22 protein-coding genes and 1 tRNA gene are annotated in these 25,803 nt (G+C 72.4%); 16 read left to right on the plus strand and 7 right to left on the minus strand.

Features of this window, described 5'->3' with window-relative positions; translation table 11 throughout:
• The first annotated feature begins 1 nt into the window (after position 1).
• Positions 2 to 1,453: a methyltransferase gene (locus ACK99Q_RS05240; protein WP_410185157.1), complete on the plus strand. Its 1,452-nt coding sequence runs from the start codon at positions 2 to 4 to the stop codon at positions 1,451 to 1,453.
• Here the strand turns inward: ACK99Q_RS05240 and ACK99Q_RS05245 are convergent.
• Positions 1,450 to 2,622: an MFS transporter gene (locus ACK99Q_RS05245; protein WP_410185158.1), complete on the minus strand. Its 1,173-nt coding sequence runs from the start codon at positions 2,620 to 2,622 to the stop codon at positions 1,450 to 1,452. The two genes, ACK99Q_RS05240 and ACK99Q_RS05245, sit on opposite strands and share 4 nt — an antisense overlap.
• A 111-nt stretch (positions 2,623 to 2,733) precedes the next feature.
• Here ACK99Q_RS05245 and topA point away from each other — a divergent pair, with 111 nt between their 5' ends.
• The 5 genes from topA (at position 2,734) to ACK99Q_RS05270 (ending at position 9,656) form a co-directional block, all read left to right on the plus strand.
• The gene (topA, locus tag ACK99Q_RS05250; protein WP_410185159.1) at positions 2,734 to 5,448 is read left to right on the plus strand and encodes a type I DNA topoisomerase; all 2,715 of its coding nucleotides are present in this window, start codon (positions 2,734 to 2,736) and stop codon (positions 5,446 to 5,448) included.
• Positions 5,449 to 5,529: 81 nt separating this feature from the next.
• On the plus strand, positions 5,530 to 6,282 hold the full coding sequence (gene aqpZ, locus ACK99Q_RS05255) for an aquaporin Z (RefSeq protein WP_410185160.1): 753 nt from the start codon (positions 5,530 to 5,532) through the stop codon (positions 6,280 to 6,282).
• A gap of 67 nt (positions 6,283 to 6,349) precedes the next feature.
• Positions 6,350 to 7,012, plus strand: coding sequence for a dTMP kinase (gene tmk / locus ACK99Q_RS05260; RefSeq protein WP_410185161.1), 663 nt, complete (start codon positions 6,350 to 6,352; stop codon positions 7,010 to 7,012).
• A complete protein-coding gene (locus ACK99Q_RS05265; RefSeq protein WP_410185162.1) occupies positions 7,009 to 8,139 on the plus strand; it encodes a DNA polymerase III subunit delta' in 1,131 nt (376 codons plus the stop codon). The genes tmk and ACK99Q_RS05265 overlap by 4 nt, the downstream gene beginning before the upstream one ends.
• Positions 8,136 to 9,656 carry an alpha/beta hydrolase gene (locus ACK99Q_RS05270; protein WP_410185163.1) on the plus strand — a complete coding sequence of 507 codons (1,521 nt, stop codon included), beginning with the start codon at positions 8,136 to 8,138 and terminating at the stop codon, positions 9,654 to 9,656. The genes ACK99Q_RS05265 and ACK99Q_RS05270 overlap by 4 nt, the downstream gene beginning before the upstream one ends.
• A gap of 74 nt (positions 9,657 to 9,730) precedes the next feature.
• Here the strand turns inward: ACK99Q_RS05270 and ACK99Q_RS05275 are convergent, their stop codons facing one another.
• Together ACK99Q_RS05275 and ACK99Q_RS05280 are read right to left on the minus strand one after the other, a co-directional pair.
• On the minus strand, positions 9,731 to 10,030 hold the full coding sequence (locus ACK99Q_RS05275; protein ID WP_410185164.1) for a chorismate mutase: 300 nt from the start codon (positions 10,028 to 10,030) through the stop codon (positions 9,731 to 9,733).
• On the minus strand, positions 10,027 to 10,782 hold the full coding sequence (locus ACK99Q_RS05280; RefSeq protein ID WP_410185165.1) for an NADPH-dependent F420 reductase: 756 nt from the start codon (positions 10,780 to 10,782) through the stop codon (positions 10,027 to 10,029). The genes ACK99Q_RS05275 and ACK99Q_RS05280 overlap by 4 nt, the downstream gene beginning before the upstream one ends.
• A gap of 47 nt (positions 10,783 to 10,829) precedes the next feature.
• On the opposite strand from ACK99Q_RS05280, the gene ACK99Q_RS05285 reads away from it, so the two are divergent.
• A tRNA-Thr gene (locus ACK99Q_RS05285) sits at positions 10,830 to 10,905 on the plus strand.
• Positions 10,906 to 10,974: 69 nt separating this feature from the next.
• Here ACK99Q_RS05285 and ACK99Q_RS05290 read toward each other — a convergent pair.
• Together ACK99Q_RS05290 and ACK99Q_RS05295 are read right to left on the minus strand one after the other, a co-directional pair.
• Positions 10,975 to 11,496 carry a DUF1990 family protein gene (locus tag ACK99Q_RS05290; protein ID WP_410185166.1) on the minus strand — a complete coding sequence of 174 codons (522 nt, stop codon included), beginning with the start codon at positions 11,494 to 11,496 and terminating at the stop codon, positions 10,975 to 10,977.
• Between the two features lie 34 nt (positions 11,497 to 11,530).
• On the minus strand, positions 11,531 to 12,277 hold the full coding sequence (locus ACK99Q_RS05295) for an IclR family transcriptional regulator (protein WP_410185167.1): 747 nt from the start codon (positions 12,275 to 12,277) through the stop codon (positions 11,531 to 11,533).
• 80 nt (positions 12,278 to 12,357) lie between these two features.
• On the opposite strand from ACK99Q_RS05295, the gene hutH reads away from it, so the two are divergent.
• The 5 genes from hutH to hutI are packed head-to-tail and all read left to right on the plus strand — an operon-like array spanning position 12,358 to position 18,983.
• Positions 12,358 to 13,893 carry a histidine ammonia-lyase gene (hutH, locus tag ACK99Q_RS05300; protein ID WP_410185168.1) on the plus strand — a complete coding sequence of 512 codons (1,536 nt, stop codon included), beginning with the start codon at positions 12,358 to 12,360 and terminating at the stop codon, positions 13,891 to 13,893.
• Complete coding sequence (gene hutU / locus ACK99Q_RS05305) at positions 13,890 to 15,551, plus strand: urocanate hydratase (RefSeq protein WP_410185169.1); 1,662 nt, start codon at positions 13,890 to 13,892, stop codon at positions 15,549 to 15,551. Before hutH ends, hutU begins: the two co-directional genes overlap by 4 nt.
• Positions 15,551 to 16,720 (plus strand): allantoate amidohydrolase, encoded by a 1,170-nt coding sequence (locus ACK99Q_RS05310; protein ID WP_410185170.1) that lies wholly within the window; start codon positions 15,551 to 15,553, stop codon positions 16,718 to 16,720. The genes hutU and ACK99Q_RS05310 overlap by 1 nt, the downstream gene beginning before the upstream one ends.
• Complete coding sequence (locus tag ACK99Q_RS05315; protein WP_410185171.1) at positions 16,717 to 17,850, plus strand: formimidoylglutamate deiminase; 1,134 nt, start codon at positions 16,717 to 16,719, stop codon at positions 17,848 to 17,850. The genes ACK99Q_RS05310 and ACK99Q_RS05315 overlap by 4 nt, the downstream gene beginning before the upstream one ends.
• The gene (gene hutI / locus ACK99Q_RS05320; RefSeq protein ID WP_410185172.1) at positions 17,847 to 18,983 is read left to right on the plus strand and encodes an imidazolonepropionase; all 1,137 of its coding nucleotides are present in this window, start codon (positions 17,847 to 17,849) and stop codon (positions 18,981 to 18,983) included. Before ACK99Q_RS05315 ends, hutI begins: the two co-directional genes overlap by 4 nt.
• A gap of 139 nt (positions 18,984 to 19,122) precedes the next feature.
• Here the strand turns inward: hutI and ACK99Q_RS05325 are convergent, their stop codons facing one another.
• Both ACK99Q_RS05325 and ACK99Q_RS05330 read right to left on the minus strand, forming a co-directional pair.
• Positions 19,123 to 21,174 (minus strand): discoidin domain-containing protein, encoded by a 2,052-nt coding sequence (locus ACK99Q_RS05325; protein ID WP_410185173.1) that lies wholly within the window; start codon positions 21,172 to 21,174, stop codon positions 19,123 to 19,125.
• Positions 21,175 to 21,255: 81 nt separating this feature from the next.
• On the minus strand, positions 21,256 to 22,425 hold the full coding sequence (locus ACK99Q_RS05330; RefSeq protein ID WP_410185174.1) for a pyridoxal phosphate-dependent aminotransferase: 1,170 nt from the start codon (positions 22,423 to 22,425) through the stop codon (positions 21,256 to 21,258).
• 231 nt (positions 22,426 to 22,656) lie between these two features.
• Here ACK99Q_RS05330 and ACK99Q_RS05335 point away from each other — a divergent pair, with 231 nt between their 5' ends.
• From ACK99Q_RS05335 to fbaA, 4 genes are all read left to right on the plus strand, one after another.
• Positions 22,657 to 23,304, plus strand: coding sequence for a sortase (locus ACK99Q_RS05335; protein ID WP_410185175.1), 648 nt, complete (start codon positions 22,657 to 22,659; stop codon positions 23,302 to 23,304).
• Between the two features lie 111 nt (positions 23,305 to 23,415).
• Positions 23,416 to 24,060, plus strand: a complete 645-nt coding sequence (gene pyrE / locus ACK99Q_RS05340; RefSeq protein ID WP_410185176.1) for an orotate phosphoribosyltransferase — start codon at positions 23,416 to 23,418, stop codon at positions 24,058 to 24,060.
• On the plus strand, positions 24,057 to 24,665 hold the full coding sequence (locus ACK99Q_RS05345) for a TrmH family RNA methyltransferase (protein WP_410185177.1): 609 nt from the start codon (positions 24,057 to 24,059) through the stop codon (positions 24,663 to 24,665). The genes pyrE and ACK99Q_RS05345 overlap by 4 nt, the downstream gene beginning before the upstream one ends.
• Positions 24,666 to 24,694: 29 nt before the next feature.
• Positions 24,695 to 25,711, plus strand: coding sequence for a class II fructose-bisphosphate aldolase (gene fbaA / locus ACK99Q_RS05350; protein WP_410185178.1), 1,017 nt, complete (start codon positions 24,695 to 24,697; stop codon positions 25,709 to 25,711).
• The last annotated feature ends 92 nt before the right edge of the window (positions 25,712 to 25,803 follow it).

A 25,803-nucleotide genomic window follows, 5' to 3' on the forward strand; every position in this document is an offset into this window, starting at 1 on the left:
CGTGGCGACCCCCGACGTCGGCAGGCTCCGGGAGGCGATCGACGGCTTCACCGTCGACGCCGTGCACGGAGTCCTCGGCGACGCGGCGTGGCGCGCCCTGGCCCGCAACGAGACGGTGCCCGGGCTGCGGGCCACGGCCGACGGGTCGGCCCTCTCGACGCTCATCAGGCTCTTCCAGCTGCAGGCGTCCGTGCCCCGCACGAGTGCCGAGGCGGCCTTCGGCGACGCGTGGGAGACCGCGCTCGCGGTGGGCCTGGTCGAGGCCGACGGCGACGAGGCGCGGGCGCTGCTCGACCTGCGTCCCTACGGCGACGAGCTCCACGACTGGTGGGTCGTGTGCGACCTGACCCCGGGCCTCGACGGACGCGAGAACCCGCGTGACCCCTCCTACGTGCTGGGCATCAGCGAGGCCTCGTCCTCGCTGGCGCAGCTCACGGTGCGGCCGCCGGTGGGACGCGCGCTCGACCTCGGCACCGGCTGCGGCGTGCAGGCCCTGCACCTCGCCACCCACTCACGCGACGTCGTCGCCACCGACGTCAACCGGCGCGCCACCGACCTCACCCGGCTCACCGCCGCGATCAACGGCGTCGACCTCGACGTCCGCGAGGGCAGCCTCTTCGAGCCCGTCGCGGGGGAGCGGTTCGACCTCATCTCCACCAACCCGCCGTTCGTCGTCTCGCCGCCCGAGGGCCACCGCCTCGTCTACCGCGAGACCGGCTTCCCCGGCGACGACGTCGTGCGCCGCATCGTCACGCATGCGCCCGACCACCTCAACGAGGACGGCTGGTGCCAGGTGCTCGCCGCGTGGATCCACGAGGACGGCGTCCCCTGGCAGGAGCGGCTCGCGTCGTGGATCGCGCCCACCGGGATGGACGCGTGGGTCGTGCAGCGCGAGCGGGTCGACCTGCCCGAGTACGCCGAGATGTGGCTCGCCGACGCCGGACTCCGGCACGCGCCCGGTCACCTGGAGCGCTACGACCGCTGGCTCTCGTGGTTCGCCGAGCAGCGCATCGAGGCCATGGGCTTCGGCTGGATCACCCTCCGCAAGGCCGGCCGCGCCACGCCGCAGGTGCGGATCGAGGAGTGGACCGGCCCCGTGGCGCAGCCGGTGAGCACCGAGTTCGCCGCCTGGGCCGACCGCGCGGACGCCCTCGACGCTGGCGACGTGCTCGACCGCGCGTGGCGGGTGGGCGACGACGTCGTCCAGGAGACGGCGGGTCCGGCGGGCGCGCCCGACCCCGCCATCATCCGGGTCGTTCGGATGGGCGGCCTGCGCCCCACGCGCCAGCTCGACACGATCGAGGCCGGACTCGTCTCGGCCAGCGACGGCGACCTGACGGCGGGTCAGCTGCTCGACGCGATCGCCCAGCTGCTCGAGCAGGACGCCGCCGAGGTGCGCCGGACCTACGAGACCGCGGTGCGCGAGCTCGTGGCCGACGGCTTCCTCGTCTAGCTCCCGGCCCCCACTCGCACGGGCCGACGCTGGCCGCCCAGCGACACGAGCGCGATGGCCACGGCGATCCCGCCTCCGGCCGCGAAGCCGGCGGCAGCGCCCCACTGGTCGATCGCGGCGCCGATGACCGGAGCGCCCGCGGCGCCGCCGACCGTGAACGCCGTGGCCTGCCAGCCCATCGCCTCGCCGCGACGGGACTCGTCGGTGAGCTTGGCGATGTACTCGCTGCACGCGGTCATGATCGGCGCGCACAGCAGGCCGGCCGGGATCGCAGCGAGCGCGAGCGTCCACGGCGCGTGCGCGATGCCGACGGGGATCGTCAGCAGGCCCATCGCGAGCAGCAGGTATGTGGGCCGGATCGACGCGGGGCGTGCTCCGTAGATGAGGCCGCCGACGAGCGACGACAGGCCCCAGCCGAGGTACACGACGCCGACGAGCCCGACCGCGTCCAGCTCGCGCAGCACGGCGATGATCCCGAGGTCGGTCGACATCAGGGCCACCATCGCCCCGCCCGACACGAGGAAGAGGAACATCAGGTCGCGCGTGACCCAGTCGAAGCCGCGGGTCCGGGCGGCCGGCGGCTGGCCCTCGCTGCGCGTGGGCGGATCGAGCCACCACAGGATGAGCAGTCCGAGCGCGACCGTGAAGCCCACCGCGAGCAGCGCGATCTCCGGCGAGGCCGCCACGACGAGCACGCCCGCGGCGGCCGGGCCGATGATGAAGGAGGCCTCCGCGATGACCGAGTCGAGCGCGAAGGCGCTGCGGTGGTGGCTCGACGGCAGGTTCGCGGCCAGCGACACCCGCACGATCGAGTGCACGGGCGCGATGAACAGGCCCATGACGAACGCCAGCGGCAGCAGCCAGAGGTAGTTCGCGGTGGCGGCGAGCGGGTAGACGATGAAGAGGACGGCGATCGAGGGGATCAGCGCGCGCCGCACGCCGAGGCCGTCGATCATCCGGCCGCGCCAGGGCGCGCCGAGACCCGCCCCGATGGTCTCCACGGCGGCCACGATCCCGGCCTCGCCGTAGGAGGCTCCGAGCCCCTCGACGACCAGCAGCGTGAGCACGAGCGGGACCGCCATCATGGGGATTCGGGCGAGGAACGCCGCGATGTACAGGGGTACGGTTCCGGGTGACCGGAGCACCTGTCCGTAGGTCACCTTCTCCACTCGCCGGATTCTTCCACGGCTGGCACCTGTGAGAAAAATGGTTGACAGGAGGCGCTACGGTGGGCCTCCATCGGCCTCTCTCCCCAACAGGCCCCCTCGGAGGAACCCAACGTGACATCACTGGTGATCGTCGAGTCGCCCAACAAGGTGCGCAGCATCGCGGCGTACCTCGGCGACGGCTACGTCGTCTCCTCCTCGGTGGGCCACATCCGCGACCTGCCGCAGGGCGCCGACCAGATCCCCGCGAAGTACAAGGGGGAGTCGTGGGCGCGACTCGGCGTCGACATCGACAACCGGTTCGAGCCGGTCTACGTCGTCCCGGCCGAGAAGAAGAAGCAGATCGCCGAGCTGAAGAAGCTGCTCAAGGAGGCCGACGAGCTCGTGCTCGCGACCGATGAGGACCGCGAGGGCGAGGCCATCGCGTGGCACCTCTTCGACGAGCTGAAGCCCAAGGTCCCGGTCAAGCGCATCGCCTTCAACGAGATCACCAAGGAGGCGATCCAGCGCGCGATCGCCAACCCCCGCGACATCGACCAGGACCTCGTCGACGCGCAGGAGACCCGCCGCATCCTCGACCGCCTCTACGGCTACGAGATCAGCCCGGTCCTGTGGAAGAAGGTCATGAGCGGCCTGTCCGCCGGCCGCGTGCAGTCGGTGGCCACCCGCCTGGTCGTCGAGCGCGAGCGCGAGCGGATGGCCTTCCGCACCGCGTCCTACTGGGACCTCGAGGCCACGTTCGGCTGCGATCTCGAGCCCTCGCGCTTCCCGGCGAAGCTCGCCACGGTCGACGGCAAGCGCGTCGCCTCGGGCTCGAACTTCGACAGCTCGGGCGCGCTCAAGGGCAACGTCGTCCACCTCGACGAGCCGGCCGCGCAGGCACTGTCCACCGCGCTCGAGGGCCGCGAGTTCACCGTGCGCTCGGTCGAGTCCAAGCCGTACACGCGCCGTCCCTACGCACCGTTCCGCACCACCACGCTGCAGCAGGAGGGCTCGCGCAAGCACGGCTTCGGCGCCCAGCGCACGATGTCGATCGCCCAGAAGCTGTACGAGGGCGGCTACATCACCTACATGCGCACCGACTCGGTCACGCTGTCGCAGACCGCGCTCACCGCGGCGCGCTCGCAGGTCAAGGAGCTCTACGGCGCCGACTACCTGCCCGACAAGCCACGCGTCTACAGCTCCAAGGTCAAGAACGCCCAGGAGGCGCACGAGGCGATCCGCCCCGCCGGCGAGACGTTCCGCACCCCGAAGCAGACCGGCCTGTCCGGTGACGAGCTCAAGCTCTACGAGCTGATCTGGAAGCGCACGATCGCCTCGCAGATGGCCGACGCGAAGGGCAACTCGGTCTCGATCCGCATCGGCGCGGCCACCGAGGGCGGCCAGGACGTCGAGTTCGGCGCCTCGGGCCGCACCATCACGTTCCACGGCTTCCTCAAGGCGTACGTCGAGTCCACCGAGGACCCCGACGCCGAGGGCGACGACCAGCAGACCAAGCTGCCGAACCTCTCCGAGGGCGACGTCGTCACCGCGGTCGAGCTGGCCGCCGCCGGCCACCAGACCAAGCCGCCGGCGCGCTACACCGAGGCCTCGCTCATCAAGGAGCTGGAGGACCGCGAGATCGGCCGCCCCTCCACCTACGCCTCGATCGTCAACACGATCCAGAACCGCGGCTACGTCTACAAGAAGGGCACGGCGCTCGTGCCGGCCTGGGTCGCGTTCAGCGTGATCCGCCTGATGGAGCAGCACTTCCCGCGCCTCGTGCAGTACGAGTTCACCGCCGAGCTCGAGGGCGTCCTCGACGAGATCTCGCACGGCCGCGAGAACCGCGTCGCCGTCCTCGAGGGCTTCTGGTCGGGCGAGGGGGAGACCGACACCGGCCTCAAGCGCCTCGTCGACAACCTGCCCGAGATCGACGCCCGTGGCCTGGCCACCTTCGAGCTCGGCGAGGGCATCGCCGTGCGCGTCGGTCGCTACGGCCCCTACGTCGAGGGCCCGCCGATGGTGCCGGCCAAGGACGGCGGCGAGCAGCCCACCCGCGCCAACGTGCCCGAGGACCTGCCGCCCGACGAGCTCACGCTCGAGAAGGCCAAGGAGCTCCTCGCCACGCCCGCCGGCATGGAGAAGGTGCTCGGCACCCACCCCGAGACCGGTCTCGAGATCGTCGCGAAGAACGGCCGCTACGGCCCCTACGTCACCGAGTCGCTGCCCGAGGACGCCAAGAAGGGCGCCAAGCCCCGCACGGCCAGCCTGTTCAAGTCGATGGACCTCGACTCGATCGGCCTCGAGGACGCGGTGCGCCTGCTGACGCTGCCGCGTGTCGTCGGCACCGACGTCGACGGCACCGAGATCACGGCGCAGAACGGCCGCTACGGGCCGTACCTGAAGAAGGGCACCGACTCGCGCTCGCTGGAGTCCGAGGAGCAGCTGCTGACGATCACCGAGGAGCAGGCGCGGGCGATCTACTCCCAGCCCAAGACCTACGGTCGTCGTGCTGCCGCGGCTCCGCTGAAGGAGCTCGGCGAGGACCCCACCAGCGGCAAGCCGATCGTGGCGAAGGACGGCCGCTTCGGCGCCTACGTCACCGACGGCGAGTACAACGCCACGCTGCGCAAGGACGACGACATCGCGACGCTGACGCACGAGCGTGCCGTCGAGCTGCTCGCCGAGCGCCGCGCGAAGGGGCCCGCGAAGAAGGGCGCCAAGAAGACGGCGAAGAAGGCCACCAAGAAGACGGCCACCAAGAAGACGGCGGCCAAGAAGACCACCGCGAAGAAGACCACCGCGAAGAAGGCCACGACGAAGAAGTCGACCGCCGAGAAGTCCTGAGTCCACCCCCGCGGAGGTCTCGCCCACGACCGCGTTCGTGCCCTACGGTGTAGGAACCCTTCGCAGTGGGACGGAGCACTCATGACCGAGGCACCTCAGTACACGATGGCCCAACGGCTGGGCGCCGAGGCGCTCGGCACGTTCTGGCTGGTCTTCGGCGGCTGCGGCACGGCGATCTTCGCCGCGACCGCCATCCCCGTCGACGCGCAGATGGCGGTCGGGGTGGGCTGGCTGGGCGTCGCCTTCGCCTTCGGCCTCACCGTGCTCACGGGCGCGTACGCGTTCGGCCCGGTGTCGGGCGGCCACTTCAACCCCGCGGTCTCGGTGGGCCTCGCGGTCGCCAAGCGATTCGCGTGGCGCGACCTGCCCGGCTACGTCGCGGCGCAGGTCGTCGGCGCCACGCTGGCCGGGGCCGTCCTGCTGATCATCGCGCGGGGGATCGAGGGCGGCTTCGACCCGGTCGAGACCGGCTTCGCCACCAACGGCTACGGCGACCGCTCGCCGATGGGCTACAGCCTCGCGTCGGTGGCGCTCATCGAGGTCGTGCTGACGGCGGTGTTCCTCTTCGTCATCCTCGGCACCACCGCGAAGCGCGCGGCGGTGGGCTTCGCGGGCCTGTCGATCGGTCTGGCGCTGACCCTGATCCACCTCATCAGCATCCCGGTGTCGAACACCTCGGTGAACCCGGCGCGCTCGCTCGGCGTCGCCTGGTACGCCGGCGGCGACGCGTTGGCGCAGGTGTGGGTGTTCATCCTCGCGCCGGTGGTCGGCGCCGCGATCGCCGGCTTCGCGCACGACTTCCTGCTCGGCCGCGACCGCGATCCCGTCGCGTAGCCGGCGTCGTCCACAGGCGCGCTCGGCCGTGCGCCACGCTGTCGGGCGAGCCGACTAGGCTCGCCCCATGCAGCCATCGGACGACCCCCTCGTCACCGAGGTCGGCGTCTTCGTCGCGTTCGAGGGCGGCGAGGGCTCGGGCAAGTCCACCCAGTCACGACTGCTCGCGTCGTGGGTCGAGTCGCGGGGGCACACCGCGCTGCTCACGCGTGAGCCCGGCGGCACCGAGGTCGGGGCGCGGCTCCGCTCGATCCTGCTCGACCCGGCCACGGGCGACCTCTCCCCGCGCACCGAGGCGCTCATCTACGCCGCCGACAAGGCCGAGCACGTCGACACCATGATCCTGCCGGCGCTGGCCGACGGCACGGTCGTCATCACGGACCGCTACGTCGACTCCACGCTGGCCTACCAGGGCGCCGGGCGGGCCCTCCACGTTGGCGAGCTCGAGCCGCTGGCCCGCTGGGCCACCGCCGACCTGCGCCCGCACCTCACCGTGGTGCTCGACGTCGACCCGCGCGTCGGCCTGGCCCGAGCGGGCGAGCCCGACCGCATCGAGGGCGAGCCGATCGAGTTCCACGACCGCGTGCGTCGTCACTTCCTCGACCTCGCCGATGCCGACCCCGATCACTACGTCGTCCTCGACGCCGACGAGGCGCCCGGGGTGATCCACGAGCACGTCCGCGCAGCCGTCCTGCCGTGGCTGCCCCAGGCGCGAGGAGCGCAGGCATGACCGCTCCCGTCTGGGACGAGCTCGTCGGACAGGACGACGTCGTCGCCACCCTCGGGTCCGCCGTGGCGGGGCAGATGACCCACGCCTGGCTGTTCACCGGTCCGCCCGGCTCGGGTCGCTCCAACGCCGCCGTCGCGTTCGCCACCGCGCTGCAGTGCGAGCAGGGCGGCTGCACGACGTGCCACTCGTGCGTCACCGCCGCGGCGGGCAGCCACCCCGACATCGCCGTCATCAACACCGACGGCCTCAGCATCGGCGTCGACGCGGCCCGCGATGCCGTGCGCCGCTCGGCCCTGCACCCCTCGATGGGGCGCTACCAGATCCTCGTCGTGGAGGACGCCGACCGCCTCACCGACCAGGCCGCCAACGCGCTGCTCAAGTCGATCGAGGAGCCCGCGCCCGGCACGGTCTGGCTGCTGTGCGCGCCGGCCGTCGAGGACGTCATCATGACGATCCGCTCGCGGTGCCGGCCGGTCCTGCTGCGCACGCCGCCCGCCGCGGCCATCGCCCGGCTGCTGCACGAGCGCGACGGGATCGAGCTCGACGTCGCGCAGCGCGCCGCGGCCGCCGCCCAAGGCCACATCGGCCGCGCCCGCGGCCTCGCCCGCGATCCCGAGGCGCGCCGTCGTCGTGCCGAGATCCTCGCGCTGCCGGTCGGCCTGCGCGGCCTCGGCGACTGCCTGCGCGCCGCGCAGCGGATCGACCAGGAGGCCACCGCCCGCGCGAAGGAGCGCTGCGACGTGCTCGACGCGCGCGAGCTGAGCAACCTCCAGGAGTCCTGGGGCGTCGAGGAGCGGGGCCGTCGTCCGGCCGGCTACGCCGGTGCGCTCTCCTCGCTCGGCAAGGAGCAGGAGCGTCGGCGCAAGCGCATGGCGCGCGATGCCATCGACGGCGTGCTGCTCGACCTGCTGTCCTTCCAGCGCGACGTGCTGGCGCAGCAGCTGGGCACGGGGGCGGCCGCCATCAACGCCGACGTCGCCGACGACATCGCCACGATGGCCGCCCGCTCCACGCCCGAGGGCACGCTCGCCTCGATCGACGCGATCGTCGGCTGCCGCGAGGCGCTCCAGGCCAACGCCGCGCCCCAGCTGGCGCTCGAGCACATGATGTCGAGGTTCCTCGGATGAAGCGCGTCACCGTCATCGCCCTGGTCTCGCTGCTGGTGGTGGCGCTGGTCGCCGGCGCCGTCAGCGCGCTGTTCCTCGTCGACCGGGCCGCGCCCGACCCCGAGCCCACGGGCGAGACGGCCCCGGCCGGCCTCGAGCGCTTCTACGACCAGGACGTCACGTGGCGCGACTGCCGTGACGACCGCTGCACCACGATCGAGGTGCCGGTCGACTACGAGGATCCGGGCGGCGAGACCCTCGAGCTGGCCGTCCGCCGCGTCCCCGCCACGGGCAAGGGCGGGAAGGCGATCTTCGTCAACCCGGGCGGACCGGGCGGCTCCGCGGTCGGCTTCGTCGGCTACCTCGCGAGCGAGCTGCCCGACGACCTGCGCCGCACGCACGACGTGATCGGCATCGACCCGCGCGGCGTCGGCGAGAGCACGCCCCTGGAGTGCCTGTCCGACGAGCGCTTCGACGCGTTCATCGACACCGACCCCGATCCCGACGACGCGGACGGCGTCGCCGCGCTGACCCGCTCGGTGCAGGAGATGGGCACGGCCTGCCGCGAGAACTCCGGCGCCCTCGCCGAGCACGTCTCCACCGAGGAGGCCGCGCGCGACCACGACATCGCCCGCGCCGTCCTGGGCCAGGACGAGATGCGCTGGTTCGGCTTCTCCTACGGCACCCAGCTGGGCGCCACGTACGCCGACCTGTTCCCTGAGAAGGTCGACAAGATGGTGCTCGACGGCGCCGTCGACGTGACGCTCGACGCCGAGGGCCAGGGCCTCGGCCAGGCCACCGGCTTCCAGCAGGCGCTCGAGGCCTACCTCGCGTCGTGCATCGACGGCGACGAGTGCCCCGTGGGCGACTCGGTCCAGGAGGGGATGGACACGATCAACGCGCTCATGGCCAAGCTCAGCGACACCCCGCTCGAGGCGCCCGGTGGCCGCGAGCTCACCGAGGGCCGCGCGTTCTACGGCATCGCGGTGGCGCTCTACTCCGAGGAGTCCTGGCCGTACCTGACCACTGCGCTGCGCGGCCTCGTCAAGGGCGACCCCTCGGTGATGCTGGTGCTGAGCGACACGTACTTCGAGCGCAACCAGGACGGCTCGTTCGACAACAACTCCGGTCAGGTCATCTACGCGGTCAACTGCCTCGACTCCGACGGCGCGCCTGACGCCGCGCAGACGCAGGACCTCATCCCGAAGTTCCGCGCGGTGTCGCCCGTGTTCGGCGCCTCGCTGGGCTGGGGCGTCATGGCGTGCCACGACTGGCCGATCAAGGGCCAGCACCCGCAGGGCGACGTCACCGCCGAGGGCGCCCCGCCGATCCTCGTCGTGGGCACCACGCGCGACCCGGCCACGCCGTACGAGTGGTCCGAGGCGATGGCCGAGCAGCTCGAGTCCGGTGTCCTGCTCACCCGCGAGGGCGACGGCCACACGGCCTACACTTCGGGCAACGCCTGCATCCGCGAGGCCGTCGACGCCTACTTCGGCGACGGCACCGTGCCGAAGGACGGCACCGTCTGCCCGCAGTGACCCCCGGAAGCGCTGGGCGTGACGTTCGCGGGGCGAAATGCCGTGATCAAGCCCGCAAACGTCACTGCCAGCGCTCAGTCGCGGATGGCCTCGTGGTGCCGGATGACCTCGCTGATGATGAAGTTCAGGAACTTCTCCGCGAAGGCGGGGTCGAGGTCGGCCTCGAGCGCCTTCTCGCGCAGCCGCTCGATCTGGCGCGCCTCGCGGGCGGGATCGGCGGGCGGCAGGTCGTGCTCGGCCTTCAGCCGGCCGACCCGCTTGGTGCACTTGAAGCGCTCCGCCAGCAGGTGAACGAGCGCCGCGTCGATGTTGTCGATGCTGGCGCGGATGTCGTCGAGCTCTGCCTGGGTCGGTGCGTCCACGCGGCTGATCATACGGACCCGGTGCGGTGCCAGGAGTTGTGCGGCAGCTCGACGTCTCGCTCGGCGGACGCCAGCGCGGCTCGAAGGTCGGCTTCGTCGAGAGGGATGCAGTACGAGGGCTTGGCGCGCTCGAACCGCCAGCTGTCCGCCAGCGGTCCGGCATCGACGGTGTCGAGCCCGAAGTCGGCGTGGAGGTCGCGCACGACGGTGACGGCCTCGGGGTCGTCACCGGCGACCGGAAGTGCGCGCCGCGCGGCGGGCATGCCGAACGGCGGGACGAGGTCGGTCGCGAGGATCGCGTTGAACGCCTTGACCACGCGGGCGCCGTCGAAGTGCCGCTGGACGATCTCGCTCGTGGTCGAGCGGTGCTCGTCGAGCTCGGCGATCCGACCGTCCCGGGTCGGGTAGTAGTTGTTCGTGTCCACGAGGAGCCGGTCGACGAAGGGCGCGGGATCGATGTCGCCGATGCGCGTGAACGGGACGGTCACGACGGCCAGATCGGCGTGCGTCACCCCGTCCGCTGCCGCGGTGGCGACGACGTCCAGCTCGCGAGCGAGATCGGCGAGCGTCTCAGGCCCTCGTGAGTTGCTGATCGTCACCTCGTGCCCCGCGCTGCGCGCGAGACGGGCGAGCGCCTGCCCGATGTGACCCGCTCCGACGATCGCGATCTGCATGGCCTCCACTCTCCGCGACGAGGTGCTCGCCGCTCCCGCGCGGTCAGCGTACCGAGGACGCGCCCCGGGTTTTTCTTCGCGCGGTGGCACCCGGTATAGTTCACACTTGGTTCGGCGGGCGATCCTCGCCGAATCGCGCCGCCTTAGCTCAGTCGGTAGAGCATCTCACTCGTAATGAGAAGGTCGTCGGTTCGATTCCGACAGGCGGCTCCACCAGAAGTCCACCTCGGAGCGCGGAATCCTGCAGTCGCAGGAGCCGCGCTCTCGTCGTCTCCGGGCCGCTCAGGCCGCCCGGAGGTAGCGCTCGGTGATGCGGGACTGGGCGAAGGTGGTCACCGGTCCGCCGAGTCTGGCCACCAGTGTCGCGTGGCGGGAGAACGCCGTGATCGCCACGACCACGGCGCCGGCCTCGTCCAGCTCGACGACGAACGACTCCTCGCCGGACTCCGGGTGTCCCGGCAGGGTGCCGTAGGCGAAGCCCTGTCGGCGCGGCTCGTCGATCACCTGGACCACGCGCACCGGCGCGTCCATCCCGAATGGTCCCCATCCGACGCGCAGCACCGCGACCGCCCCCTCGAGGACCGTCGGGCTGGACGCGCGGACGCCGAGCCCCGCCCGGCGGTGCAGGTCCCAGCCGAGGAGCGTGCGCGCGGCCTCCTCGAAGCGCTCCCGGCCGCGGCCGATGACGCGCCGCCGCACCAAGGTCCGGTAGCCGTTGGGCAGGTCACCGCGGGTGGCGCCGACCTCCGGGTACGTGAGCGCGGACGCCGACAGCGCGCGGAGGTCCGACCGTTCGCGACGCACGGGGACAGGGTGGCACGGTCGAGCGCCTCGCGGGTCACGTGCCGCGGCGGAAGCGCCGCGCGAGCAGGTCGGCGGTGCGCTGGACGTGCTCGAGGGGGACGTCGGGGCGGCTGCCCGTCTCCCACGTGACCGCGACCGAGGCGTCGATGCCGGCGGCGATGATCGGGACGGCGATCGACGAGAAGCCGAGCGTCACCTCGCCCTCCTCGCGGGCGTGGCCGCGGCGTCGGGTCTCGGTCAGCACCCGACGGAGCTCGGTGGGCGACTGCGGGCCCAGGCCGGTGCGGGTCACGAACGACTCCCGCGACGGGTAGAGCGCCCGCAGCTGCTCCGGTGGCAGCCAGGCCAGGATCGCGCGGCCCGACGCGGTGAGGTGGGCCGGGAGTCGCACGCCGACGTCGGTCACCAGGCGGGGGCGCCCCTGCGCGCGCTCCTCGACGACGTAGAGCACGTCCGAGCCGTGCAGCATCGTCAGGTGGGCCGACTCGCCGACCGTGTCGACGAGCCGGGCCAGCGGCACGCGCGCGATCCGCGCCAGCGGCTCCTGCCGCGCGAACCCGTGGCCCACCTCCCACGCCGCCACGCCGATGCCCCAGGCCCGCTCGTCGACGTAGTGCACGACGAAGTCCTCGTCCTCCATCGCCGCCAGCAGGTGATAGGCCGACGACCGCGGCAGGCCCACGGCGGCGGCGATCCGCGTGGCCGAGACGGGCTCGGCCTGGGCGGACAGGAACTTCAACACCCGGAGGGCGCCGGTGGCCGCGGGGACCGGACGGGACATGGCACCAGTATCTCGTATCCGAGACATGCATTCGATTCTCCCTCTCGCGCCGCGATTCCCCGCAGGCGTCCAATGAGGTCATGACGATCTCCCTCGGGCGCCGCGCGCTCACCATCGACGAGGTGGTGGCGGTCGCGCGTCGCGGCGAGACGGTCGAGCTGGCGCCCGACGCGCTCGAGGCGATCGAGAAGTCGCGGATGTGGGTCGACGAGCTCGCCGCCGCCGACGTCGCCGTCTACGGGATCTCGACCGGGTTCGGCGCCCTCGCCACCCGGCACATCCCCTCCGACGCGCGCACCCGACTGCAGAAGAGCCTGATCCGCTCCCACGCCGCCGGCACCGGGCCCCGGGTCGAGACGGAGGTCGTGCGCGCGCTCATGCTGCTGCGCCTCTCCACCTTGGCGAAGGGCCACTCCGGCGTCAGGCCGGCCACGGCCGAGGCCTACGCGAACCTCCTCAACGCCGGCCTCACCCCGGTGGTGCGCGAGTACGGCAGCCTCGGCTGCTCGGGCGACCTCGCGCCCCTCGCGCACTGCGCGCTGGCGGTGATGGGCGAGGGCGAGGTCGTCGAGCGCGACGGGACGGTCCGGCCCGCGGCCGAGGCGCTCGCGGCGCACGGCCTGCGCCCGGTCGAGCTGGCCGAGAAGGAGGGCCTGGCCCTCATCAACGGCACCGACGGCATGCTCGGGATGCTCGCGCTCGCGATCACCGACCTCGACCGGCTGCTCGACACCGCAGACCTCGCGGCCGCGATGAGCATCGAGGGCCTGCTCGGCACCGATCGGGTCCTCGCCGCCGACCTGCAGGCGCTCCGGCCCCACCTCGGTCAGGCGACGGCCGCCCACCACATGGCGAGCCTGCTGGCCGGATCGCCGATCGTCGCGAGCCACCGCCACGGCGACGGTCGGGTGCAGGACGCCTACTCGCTGCGCTGCGCGCCGCAGGTGCACGGCGCCGCGCGCGACGCCGTCGACCACGCGGCCGCGGTCGCCGGCCGCGAGCTCGCCGCCTCGATCGACAACCCCTCGGTCCTGTCCGACGGCCGGATCGAGTCGCACGGCAACTTCCACGGCGCCCCGCTCGCGTACGTGCTCGACTTCCTCGCCATCCCCGTCGCCGACGTCGCGAGCATGAGCGAGCGCCGCACCGACCGCTTCCTCGACCCCGCCCGCAGCCAGGGCCTGCCGCCGTTCCTGGCCGACGACCCCGGTGTCGACTCGGGCCTCATGATCGCGCAGTACACGCAGGCCGCGATGGTGTCCGAGCTCAAGCGCCTCGCGGTCCCGGCCAGCGTGGACTCCATCCCCTCCAGCGCGATGCAGGAGGACCACGTCTCGATGGGGTGGTCGGCGGCGCGCAAGCTCCGGACGGCCGTCGACCTGCTGACCCGCGTCCTCGCCGTCGAGATCCTCACCGCCGCCCGCGGCATCGAGTTGCGCGCGCCGCTGCGCCCCGGCCCGGCCACCCGAGCCGCGATCGCCCTGCTGCGCGAGCGCGTCGCCGGGCCCGGGCCCGACCGCTTCCTCTCACCCGACCTGGAGGAGGTCGCCGCGCTCGTCCGCGACGGCTCCCTGCTCGCCGCCGCCGAGTCCACGACCCACGGAGATGCCTCATGAACCAGCCGACCCGTCCGACCGTGCGCGCCCCGCGCGGCTCGCAGCTGCGCGCCCGCTCGTGGCAGACCGAGGCGCCGCTGCGCATGCTGATGAACAACCTCGACCCCGAGGTCGCCGAGCGTCCCGAGGACCTCGTCGTCTACGGCGGCACGGGTCGCGCGGCCCGCAGCTGGGAGGCGTACGACGCGATCGTCCGCACGCTCGAGACACTCGAGGAGGACGAGACGCTGCTGGTGCAGTCGGGCAAGCCGGTCGGGGTGTTCCGCACCCACGCCTGGGCGCCGCGCGTGCTGATCGCGAACTCCCACCTCGTGGGCGACTGGGCGACGTGGCCGGAGTTCCGCCGGCTGGAGGCCGAGGGCCTGACGATGTACGGCCAGATGACCGCCGGGTCGTGGATCTACATCGGCACCCAGGGCATCCTGCAGGGCACGTACGAGACCTTCGGCGCCGTCGCCCGCAAGCGGTTCGGCGGCAGCCTGGCCGGCACCCTGACGCTCACCGGCGGCGCGGGCGGCATGGGCGGCGCCCAGCCGCTCGCGGTCACGATGAACGAGGGTTCCGTGCTGGTGGTCGACGTCGACGAGTCGCGCCTCGAGCGCCGTGTGAAGCACGGCTACCTGGACGAGTACTTCACCGACCTCGACACCGCCGTCGAGCGCGCCGTGGAGGCGAAGGAGCAGGGGCGCGCCCTGTCGGTCGGCGTCGTCGGCAACGCGGCCACGGTGTTCACCGAGCTGCTCGAGCGCGGCACGCCGATCGACATCGTCACCGACCAGACCAGCGCCCACGACCCGCTGAGCTACCTGCCCGAGGGGATCTCCGTCGCCGACTGGCACGCCGAGGCCGCACGGGACCCGGAGGGCTTCACGCAGCGCGCCCGCGCCTCGATGGCCAAGCACGTGACCGCCATGGTGGGCTTCCTCGACGCCGGTGCCGAGGTCTTCGACTACGGCAACTCGATCCGCGAGGAGGCGCGGCTCGGCGGCTGCGACCGCGCCTTCGCCTTCCCCGGCTTCGTGCCGGCCTACATCCGCCCGCTGTTCTGCGAGGGCAAGGGCCCGTTCCGCTGGGCCGCGCTGTCGGGCGACCCGGCCGACATCGCCGCGACCGACCGCGCGATCCTCGAGCTGTTCCCGCACGACGAGCACCTCGCCCGCTGGATCACGCAGGCGCAGGAGAAGGTGCACTTCGAGGGGCTGCCCGCCCGGATCTGCTGGCTCGGCTATCAGGAGCGTCACCTCGCCGGGCTGAGGTTCAACGAGATGGTCGCGTCCGGGGAGCTCAGCGCCCCCGTCGTGATCGGTCGCGACCACCTGGACTCCGGCTCGGTCGCGTCGCCCTACCGCGAGACCGAGGCGATGGCCGACGGTTCCGACGCGATCGCCGACTGGCCGCTGCTGAACGCGCTGCTCAACACCGCGTCCGGTGCCACGTGGGTGTCGCTGCACCACGGTGGCGGCGTGGGCATCGGCCGGTCGATCCACGCCGGCCAGGTCATCGTGGCCGACGGCACCGCGCTGGCCGCGGAGAAGATCGAGCGGGTGCTGGTCAACGACCCGGGCACGGGCGTCATGCGCCACGTGGACGCCGGGTACGAGCGGGCGGCCGAGGTCGCTGCCGAGCGCGGCCTGCGGATCCCGATGCAGGAGTGCTGATGCTCGAGGCGATCGCCGACATCGGCCGGGACCGGCGCGCCGGTGGCTACCGCCGCTTCGCCTGGAGCGACGCCGACCTGACGCTGCGGGAGTGGTTCGCCGCCGAGGCGGCGGGTCGCGGGATGGACGTGGTCGAGGACGGCAACGGCAACCAGCTCGCGTGGTGGGGAACCGGCGCCGACGCCGTGCTGGTCGGGTCGCACCTCGACTCGGTTCCCGACGGCGGAGCGTTCGACGGACCGCTGGGCGTCGTGTCGTCGTTCGCCGCGATCGACCGGCTGCGAGAGCAGGGAGTCACACCCTCGCGACCCGTGGTGGTGGGCAATTTCGCCGACGAGGAGGGCGCCCGCTTCGGCATCGCCTGCGCGGGCTCGCGGCTCGCCGCCGGCACGCTCGACGCCGACCGGGCCCTCGCGCTGACCGACCGTGACGGCCTGACGATGGCCGAGGCGATGACGAGGGCAGGCCGCGACCCGCGCGCGGCCGGACCGGCGGACTGGCTGGACGACATCGGCACGTTCGTCGAGCTGCACGTCGAGCAGGGTCGCTCGCTCGTGCACTCCGGCGACGCCGTCGGAGTCGCCACCGCGATCTGGCCGCACGGGCGCTGGCGGCTGGACTTCCACGGCGAGGCCAACCACGCGGGGGCCACGGTCATGGCCGACCGCCGCGACCCGATGCTGGCCTATGCCGCCACGGCGCTCGCCGCTCGCGGGATCGCCTCGGCGGCCGAGGCACGCGCGACCTTCGGCCGTCTGGCGGTGGAGCCGGGCGGCACCAACGCGATCGCCTCGCGGGTCACGGCCTGGCTGGACGCGCGCGCGGCCGACGAGGACGAGCTCACGGCGCTCGTCGACCAGATCGTCGGGGCCGCGCGCGAGGCGGCGCAGGCCGACGGCACCACGGTCGAGCTGGAGGCCGAGTCCGTGAGCCCCGCCGTGGCCTTCGACGTGCCGCTGCGGGACCGGTTGGCCACCGTCCTCGACGCGCCGCTGCTGCCGACGGCGGCGGGTCACGACGCGGGCGTCCTCAGCGCCCGGGTGCCGACGGCGATGCTGTTCGTCCGCAACCCGACCGGCGTCTCCCACTCGCCGGACGAGTGGGCCGACGACGCCGACTGCGAGGCCGGCGTCGAGGCGCTGGCCACGGTCCTCGAGGAGCTGACGTGACCGCCGACCTGACCGCCGTCCCGGCGTTCGCGAACTGCCACAGTCACGTCTTCCATCGGGCCCTGCGCGGCCGGGTCACCGGTGGCGACTCGTTCTGGACGTGGCGAGCGCGGATGTACGACCTCGCGGCCGTGCTCGACCCCGACCTGCTCTTCGAGCTGGCAGCGGCGACCTACGCCGAGATGCACCTCGCCGGGCTCCGCACGGTGGGGGAGTTCCACTACCTGCACCACGCCCCGGATGGCCGACCGTACGCCGATCCGCACGCGATGTCGGAGGCGCTCGTGGCGGCTGCGAGGGAGTCCGGGATGCGCCTCGCGCTGCTCGACACGTGCTACCTCGCGTCGGGGTTCGGGCGCCCGCCCGAGGGAGTCCAGGCGCGCTTCAGTGACGGGAATGCCGAGCGCTGGGCCGCCCGCGTCGAGTCCTTCGCCGCCCGGCACGCGGGGACCGCCGACGTGGTGGTCGGCGCCGCGATCCACTCGGTCCGGGCGGTGCCGCGGGACCAGCTCAAGCTCGTCGCCGCGGCGCGGCCCTCGGCGCCACTGCACGTGCACGTCTCCGAGCAGCCCGCCGAGAACGAGGCGTGCCTCGCCGCCACAGGCAGGACGCCCGTCGAGCTGCTCGACGAGGCCGGCGTCTGGACCGACCGGACCACCGCCGTGCACGCGACCCACCTGACGCCCCGCGACATCGCGACGATCGGCGCCGCGCGCTCGTTCGTCTGCCTCTGCCCGACGACGGAGGCGGAGCTGGCCGACGGGATCGGCCCGTCGGTGGCGCTGCGCGAGGCCGGCGCCCGGCTGACCCTCGGGTCCGACGGTCACACCGTGATCGACCCGTTCCTCGAGGCGCGCGCCGTGGAGATGCACGAGCGGCTGCGGTCGGGCGTGCGCGGCGCGTGGTCCGCCGAGCAGCTGTGGCACGCCGCGACCACCGAGGGGCACGCGTCCCTCGGGTTCGGCGACGCCGGGACCGTGCGGCTGCGCCGATCGATGCGCACCGCCGGGGCCCGCGAGCCGCTCTGGGCGGCGACCGCGGCCGACGTCGTTCCCGATCCCGGCCACGACCCGGACGAGATCGCGGCCCGGCTGGCCCGCGCGATCCACGAGTGCTGGGAGCGCCCATGACCTCCGTCGCCGTGAGCGGCATCGGCGAGCTCACCACCTGGGACGACGAGCGCCCGGTGCTCCACGACGCCGCCCTGGTGATCGAGGATGGCCGGGTCGTGTGGAGCGGACGCGCCGCCGAGGCGCCGCCTGCCGACGAGGCACGCGACGTCGGCGGCCGCGCCGTGATCCCGGGGTTCGTCGACTCCCACTCCCACCTCGTCTTCGACGGGGACCGGGCGGCCGAGTTCGAGGCCCGGATGGCCGGCGAGTCATACACGGCGGGCGGGATCCGCAGCACCGTGGCGGCGACGCGTGCCGCGTCGGACGAGCAGCTCCGGAGCACCGTGCGCCGGCTGACCGACGAGATGCGCCGGCAGGGCACGACGACGGTCGAGATCAAGAGCGGCTACGGGCTGACGGTGGCCGACGAGGCCCGGTCCCTCGCGGTGGCACGAGAGTTCACCGAGGAGACCACCTTCCTCGGCGCGCACGTCGTCCCGCCGGGCACCACCGCCGCCGACTACGTCGACCTCGTCACCGGCGAGATGCTCCGCGCCTGCGCGCCGCACGCGCGGTGGATCGACGTCTTCTGCGAGGACGGCGCGTTCGGCGTCGACGAGGCGCGCACGGTGCTGGACGCCGGGATCGCGGCGGGCCTCCAGCCCCGGATCCACGCCAACCAGCTGGGGTACGGACCCGGCGTGCGGCTCGCGGTCGAGCTCGGCGCCGCCGCGGCCGACCATTGCACCTTCCTGTCGGACGAGGACGTCGACGCGCTGGCCGCGTCCTCGACCGTGGCGGGCCTGCTGCCCGGCGTGGAGTTCTCCACGCGCCAGCCGTACCCGGACGCGCGCCGGCTGCTCGACGCCGGGGTCACCGTGGCGATCGCGACGGACTGCAACCCGGGCAGCTCCTACACGTCGTCGATGCCGTTCTGCCTCGCGGTGGCCGTGCGCGAGATGGGCATGACACCGCGCGAGGCGCTGTGGGCCGCGACGATGGGCGGCGCCCGATCGCTGCGACGCGACGACGTCGGTCACCTGCGCGTGGGGGCACGAGCCGACCACGTCGTGCTCGACGCCCCCTCCGCCGTGCACCTGGCCTATCGACCGGGCGTCCCATTGGTCCTGCCGGTCGAGCACCAAACATGAGACCCACCTCACGTTCGCTCGGGCAGGCCCTGTAGGTTGGGCACATCGCTTCGTGCGCTTCGGCCGAAGCGGTGGCCGGAGCAGCACCGGCCTCTCGCCGCCCCGGCCCCCATTCGGAGGGTTGGGGCGGTCCTCTGTCTCAGCTGAACGCGCCGAACTCCTTGATCGAGTAGCCGTAGCGCGTGGCCCGCTCCACGCCCTGCATCCGCACGAACCGGGCGGACTGGGGCTGCTGGAAGGTCACGGTGTCCAGGCCGCCGTTGCCGTTGCCGACGATCGCGACGTCGCGCCAGCGCTGGCCGTCGAGCGAGGTCTGCACGCGGTACTGGCGCGCGTAGGCGCTCTCCCACTCGATCGTCACCTTGCGGACCTGGCGCGGCGAGAGCAGCTCCACCTGGAACCAGGCGTCGTCCTGCCCGTACTTGCTGGCCCAGCGCGTGGACAGCTTGCCGTCGACCGCACGTCCGGGCTTGAGGTCGTTGAGCAGGCTCCACTCGGTGGAGCTCGCCGTGGCGATCGCGCCCGTGGCGAGGTTGGCGCCGGGGGCGAAGTCCTTCGTCGCGCCCCACGTGCGCAGGTACGACTCGGAGCCGGCGGCGAGGTCGTCGACGATCTCGGACCCGGCCAGCGTGCGCAGGCTCTCGATCCAGTCGGGCACGAGCCCGTAGTGCGGGACGCCCTCGTCGTTGTAGTCCCAGGTGCGCTCGCCGGTGACCTGACGGTCGAGGACCGTGCCGTCGCGGGCGGTGAACGGGTACTGGATCTTGCCCGACTCCTCCGGCGGGGCGGCGGTGCCGCCGAAGCCGTTCATGTCGGTGCCGTAGCCGTAGCCGACGCCGTACTTCTCGCGGACCGGCTTAGTCTCGCGCCACTGGGTGACGAACTCGCTGGCGGCGTGGCCGTACTGCGTGGCGAAGCCGCCCAGGGCGTACAGGCGGTCCATGTAGTCGGTGGACAGCCAGTCGTGCGTGGACAGCGCGCCCGGGTAGGCCTCGGCCTCGAGGATGTCGAGCGCGCGGCCCGCGGCCTTCGCGCTCATGTGGTCGAGCTCGACCATCATGTTGCGCTTGATCAGGCCGCGCAGGGCGTACTCGCCGAGCTCGGTCAGGCCGCGCGGGTTGCAGTGCGGGCCCTTCGGGTAGACCGGCAGCACGGCGGGCAGGCCCGGGACGCTCGCGATCTCGGGCGGCAGCACGCCGCCGATCACGGTGTTGTCGGCGACCTCGCCCTCCTTGCAGGTCTTGGGGTTCCACCACGTGCCCGTGGTCAGGAACTGGCCGGCGTTCACGAGCAGGCCGGCGGTCTCCTCGTCGTAGCGCACGCCGCACAGGGCGTTGTCGAACTTGTGGCACAGGAACATGCTCGAGACGCCCTTGGCCTTGAGCTCGTCGAGGCCCTTGTCGATGTCGGCCTTGGTGCACTGGGGCGCGCCCAGCACCTGCTTGCAGTTGAACGGCTCGGAGACCTCGACGCCGAGGACGACCGCGAGCTTGCCCTGGGCGACGACGTCGCGCGCCTGCTTCGGGCTGGTGACGACGCGGTACCAACCCTTGCCGGCGCCGCCGTACTGCTGGTCGATGAACGACTGGAGGTCGTAGGTCGCCTGGATCTGGCGGCGGACCGTGTCCATGTCGTTGCAGTTGTACTTGTTCGGCCCGGCGATCACGCCGAGGATCGGGCACAGGCCGGGGTTCGACACCATGTCGTTGACCATGATCCGCTGGCCACCGCGCCACGCCCGCTCGACCCACTTGTAGTACATCTGCTGGTGGGTGAACGACGAGTAGGTGGGCCAGTCCTTGAAGGTGGGCCAGCCGACGGTGTCGTGGGGGTCGAGGGGCCCGCGTCCGGCGCCGGAGTTCGTCAGGTTCTCCAGGAGCGAGACGCCGTGGCGGTCGCAGTCCTTGAGCGCGTCGGCGATGCCCTTCTCGCTGTACGTCGAGCCACAGACGGCGTTCCCGCCCATGCCGAGGTCCATGAACATGTGGGTGTGGGCGTCGATGTAGCCGGTGACCTCGCCGGCGGCGTTCGTGCCTCCCGACGGCTCTCCGGTGGCGTTGACCTGGGACTCGGGGCTCGGTGTCGAGGTGGCGACCCACCAGCCCGACTCGGCCGAGGCGCCGGCTCCCGCGGTGATCACCACCAGGGCGCCGAGCAGAGCCACCAGGATCGCCTTGAGCTGTCGTGACACGAGAGTCCCCCTCCGAGAGTGTCGTTGGCGTGACTCTAGGTGTGATCGGGGACACATGCAAACATGAGTTGCACCCGGGGATCAGCGGGATTGCAGGCGCGCGAGGCGCGTGACGGCCTCCTCGAGGACGGCCTCGCGCTTGCAGAAGGCCCACCGCACGAGGGTGCGTCCGGGGTTGGAGCCGTCGGGCCGGTCGTCGTGGAACACCTGGTGCGGCACCGCGACGACGCCCGCCCGGCGGGGCAGCTCGCGGCAGAACTCGAGCCCGTCCGCGAAGCCCAACGGCGCCACGTCGGTGGTGGCGAAGTAGGTGCCCTCGGGGACGAAGACGTCGAGGCCGAGGTCCGCGAGCCCGCCGCACAGCAGGTCGCGCTTGCGGCGCAGGTCGTCGCGCAGCTCGGTGTAGAACGCGTCCGGAAGGTCGAGCGCTGCGGCGACGGCGGGCTGGAACGGCGTGCCCGACGTGTAGGTCAGGAACTGCTTCGCGCCCATGAGCGCGTCGACGAGGTCGGCGGGTCCCGTGGCCCAGCCGACCTTCCACCCCGTGAAGGAGAAGGTCTTGCCCGCGCTGCTGATCGTGAGGGTGCGCTCGGCCATGCCGGGCAGCGTCGCGATCGGCACGTGCGGCGTGCCGAAGCTGAGGTGCTCGTAGACCTCGTCGGAGATGACGACGAGGTCGTGCTCGATCGCGACCTCCGCGACGGCGGTCAGCTCCTCGCGCGTGAGCACCGCCCCGGTCGGGTTGTGCGGCGTGTTGAGGACGATCGCGGTGGTGCGCGGCGTGACGGCGGCGCGCAGCTCGTCGATCGGCAGCCGGAAGTCGGGGGCGCGCAGCGTGACGGCGCGGTGGCGGGCGCCGACCATCTGGATCATCGCGCGGTAGGAGTCGTAGAAGGGCTCCAGCACGAGGACGTCGTCGCCGGGGTCCACCAGTCCGAGCAGCGCCGCCGCGACGGCCTCGGTCGCGCCGGTCGTCACGGCGACCTCGCGATCGGGGTCGACCTCGATGCCGTGGAAGCGCTGCTGGTGCCGCGCGATCGCCTCGCGCAGTGGCGGGATGCCGATGCCGGCGACGTACTGGTTGGGGCCGTCGGTGATCGCGGCGCGCGCGGCCTCCTTGACGACCTCGGGGCCGTCCTCGTCCGGGAAGCCCTGGCCGAGGTTGATCGCTCCGGTCTCGACGGCGAGCGCACTCATCTCCGCGAAGATCGTGGTGCCGATGCCGTCGAGTCGAGCGCTGCGCCTGCTCACGGCTCGACCCTAGCCGGGGACCGCGGGCGAAGGAGGGGGAGAAATAGGTCGGCCCGCCGTTCTCGGGGGGTGAAACGGCGGACCGACGGCAGATTCAGCGGCTCACGAGCTCCCCGAACCTGCTCCCTCAGAATACATGCGGCGACCTGACGGCGGTTGAAAATGAACAGATTCCTCATCGAGATCTCAGGCTCGTCGCGCGCGGCTCGGTCGACACCGGACAATGGGGGTGTGTCCGCCGCCCCGACCCGCTCGCTCGCCTCGCGCCTCATGCTCGTCGCGGGCGTGGTCCTGCTGCTCGCCGGCGTGGGCATCCTGGGCTGGGTGGGCTGGCAGTACTTCGGCACGAACGTCGTCGCCCAGCGCGAGCACGAGCGCATCCGCGGCGAGATCTCCGAAGCCTGGAAGGCGGAGGAGGACCCCGTCACCGGGGCCGGCCTGCTGCGGGTGCCGCGGTTCGGCGCCGACTTCGAGGTGCCGATCCTCGACGGCGACGACGACGCCACCCTCGCGAAGGGCGTCGGGCGCGACACCGACGGCTCGCTGCCCGGCGAGGTCGGCAACCTCGTGCTCTCGGGCCACCGCGTGACGCACGGCGAGCCGTTCCGCGACTTCCTCAAGCTGCGCGCCGGCGACGAGGTCGTCGTCGAGACCCGCACCCACGTCTTCACCTACGAGCTGCGTCAGGACGGCGACGAGATCCGCGTCCCCTTCACCACCTCGTGGCCGCTGTGGCCCGTGCCCGATCCCGAGGCCGGGGGCGAGGAGGCCACCGAGGCCGTCGTCACCCTCGTGACCTGCTCCGAGCTCTTCCGCACCGACAACCGCAACGTCGTCGTCGGCGACCTCGTCTCCTCCGAGCGCAAGCCCGGCGTGTGACGGTTTCCCCGGTTAAGTGGGGAAACTGTCACTTCACGAGGTTTGCAAACCTCGCTCAGTGACAGAAAACCCACTGAACCGGGGAAACTGCGGGCGCCTTACGCTGGGCGGATGCACGACTACCAGCGCCGGTTCATCGAGTTCGCCCTCGAGCACGAGGTGCTGCGGTTCGGGGAGTTCACCCTGAAGTCGGGGCGCACATCGCCGTACTTCTTCAACGCGGGCGCGTTCGACACCGGCGCGCGGCTGGCGGCGCTGGGCGGCTTCTACGCCGACGCGATCGCGGGCGCGGACCTGGAGTTCGACGTCCTGCTCGGCCCCGCCTACAAGGGCATCCCGCTCGCCGCCGCCACCGCGGTGCGGCTGGCCGACGCGCACGACCGCGACGTGCCCTGGTGCTTCAACCGCAAGGAGGCCAAGGACCACGGCGAGGGCGGCCTGTTCGTCGGCGCCGAGCCGCGCGGCCGCCTGCTGGTCATCGATGACGTCATCACCGCGGGCACCGCGATCCGCGAGGTCATCGCCCTGGTCGACCGCCTCGACGCCGAGGTCGCGGGCGTCATCGTCGCCGTCGACCGCCGTGAGCGCGGCACGGGCGAGCTCTCGGCCATCCAGGAGGTCGAGCGCGACCACGGCATCACCGTGACCTCCATCGTCAGCTTCGACGACATCATCGAGTACCTGGAGGAGTCCGGCCGGCACGCCGAGCACCTCCCCGCGGTGCGCGCGTACCGCGAGCAGTACGGGGTCGCGTGACCGTCGGCCCGTGGGTGGGGCCGTGGCCCGACGACCCGCGGCTGGATCCCGAGCTGCTGCGCGACGGCGACACCCGCAACGTCGTCGACCGCTACCGCTACTGGACCGTGGAGGCGATCGTCGCCGACCTCGACCTGCGGCGGCACCGGCTGCACGTGGCGATCGAGAACTGGCAGCACGACTTCAACATCGGCTCGATCGTGCGCACCGCGAACGCGTTCAACGTGGGCGGCGTCCACATCATCGGCAAGCGCCGCTGGAACCGCCGCGGCGCGATGGTCACCGACCGCTACGTGCACGTGTACCACCACGAGGACGTCCCGGCGTTCGTGGCGTGGGCGCGCGAGGCCGGGGTCGCGGTGGTGGGCGTCGACAACCTGCCCGGCGCCGTCCCGCTCGAGACCACGTCGCTGCCGCTGGACGCCGTCCTGGTCTTCGGCCAGGAGGGCCCGGGCCTCACCGCAGAGGCCGCGCAGGCGTGCGAGCGGATGGTCGCGATCGCCCAGTTCGGCTCGACGCGATCGATCAACGCGGGGGCCGCGGCGGCGATCACGATGCACGCCTGGATCCGTGAGCATGCCGACCTCGCGTCGGTGGAATACTGACCGCAACACGAGTTCCCACAGGAGGACCCATGCCCGTCGCCACTCCCGAGGTCTACGCCGAGATGCTGGACAAGGCGAAGAACGACTCCTTCGCGTACCCCGCGATCAACGTCTCGTCCTCCCAGACGCTGAACGCCGCCCTGGCCGGCTTCGCCGAGGCCGGCAGCGACGGCATCATCCAGGTCTCCACCGGCGGCGCCGAGTACTTCTCGGGCCCCACCGTGAAGAACATGGTGTCGGGCTCGCTGGCCTTCGCCGCGTTCGCGCAGGAGGTCGCCAAGAAGTACCCGATCAACGTCGCGCTGCACACCGACCACTGCCCCAAGGACAAGCTCGACGGCTTCGTCCGCCCGCTGCTCGACGCGTCCGCCGAGCGCGTGAAGGGCGGCGGTCTGCCGTACTTCCAGTCGCACATGTGGGACGGCTCGGCCGTGCCGCTGGCCGAGAACCTCGAGATCGCGCAGGAGCTGCTCGCCAAGGCGCACGCCGCGAACATCATCCTCGAGGTCGAGATCGGCGTCGTGGGCGGCGAGGAGGACGGCGTCGAGGCCGAGATCAACGACAAGCTCTACACCTCGCCCGAGGACGCGATCGCCACCGTCGAGGCCCTCGGCCTGGGCGAGAACGGCCGCTACCTCACGGCGCTCACCTTCGGCAACGTCCACGGCGTCTACAAGCCGGGCAACGTCAAGCTGCGCCCCGAGGTCCTCAAGGCCGCGCAGGAGGCCGTCGCCGCGAAGTTCGGCAAGGACCGCGCCTTCGACTTCGTGTTCCACGGCGGATCGGGCTCGCTGCCCGAGGAGATCAGCGCGGCCGTCGACTACGGCGTCGTGAAGATGAACGTCGACACCGACACGCAGTACGCGTTCACCCGCCCGGTCGTGGGGCACATGTTCCAGAACTACGACGGCGTCCTGAAGGTCGACGGCGAGGTCGGCAACAAGAAGGCCTACGACCCGCGCGCCTGGGGCAAGGCCGCCGAGGCCGGCATGGCGGCGCGCGTCGTCGAGGCCTGCCAGAACCTGCGCAGCGCCGGCACGCACTGACGCACCGAGCACCGACGGCGGGGACGAGCGATCGTCCCCGCCGTCGTCGCGTCCACGGGGTCTCGGTCACCGGGAACCGGACGTCCGGACCG

Source organism: Aeromicrobium sp. MLTX1 (genome assembly GCF_046452335.1).
Lineage (GTDB): Bacteria > Actinomycetota > Actinomycetes > Propionibacteriales > Nocardioidaceae > Aeromicrobium.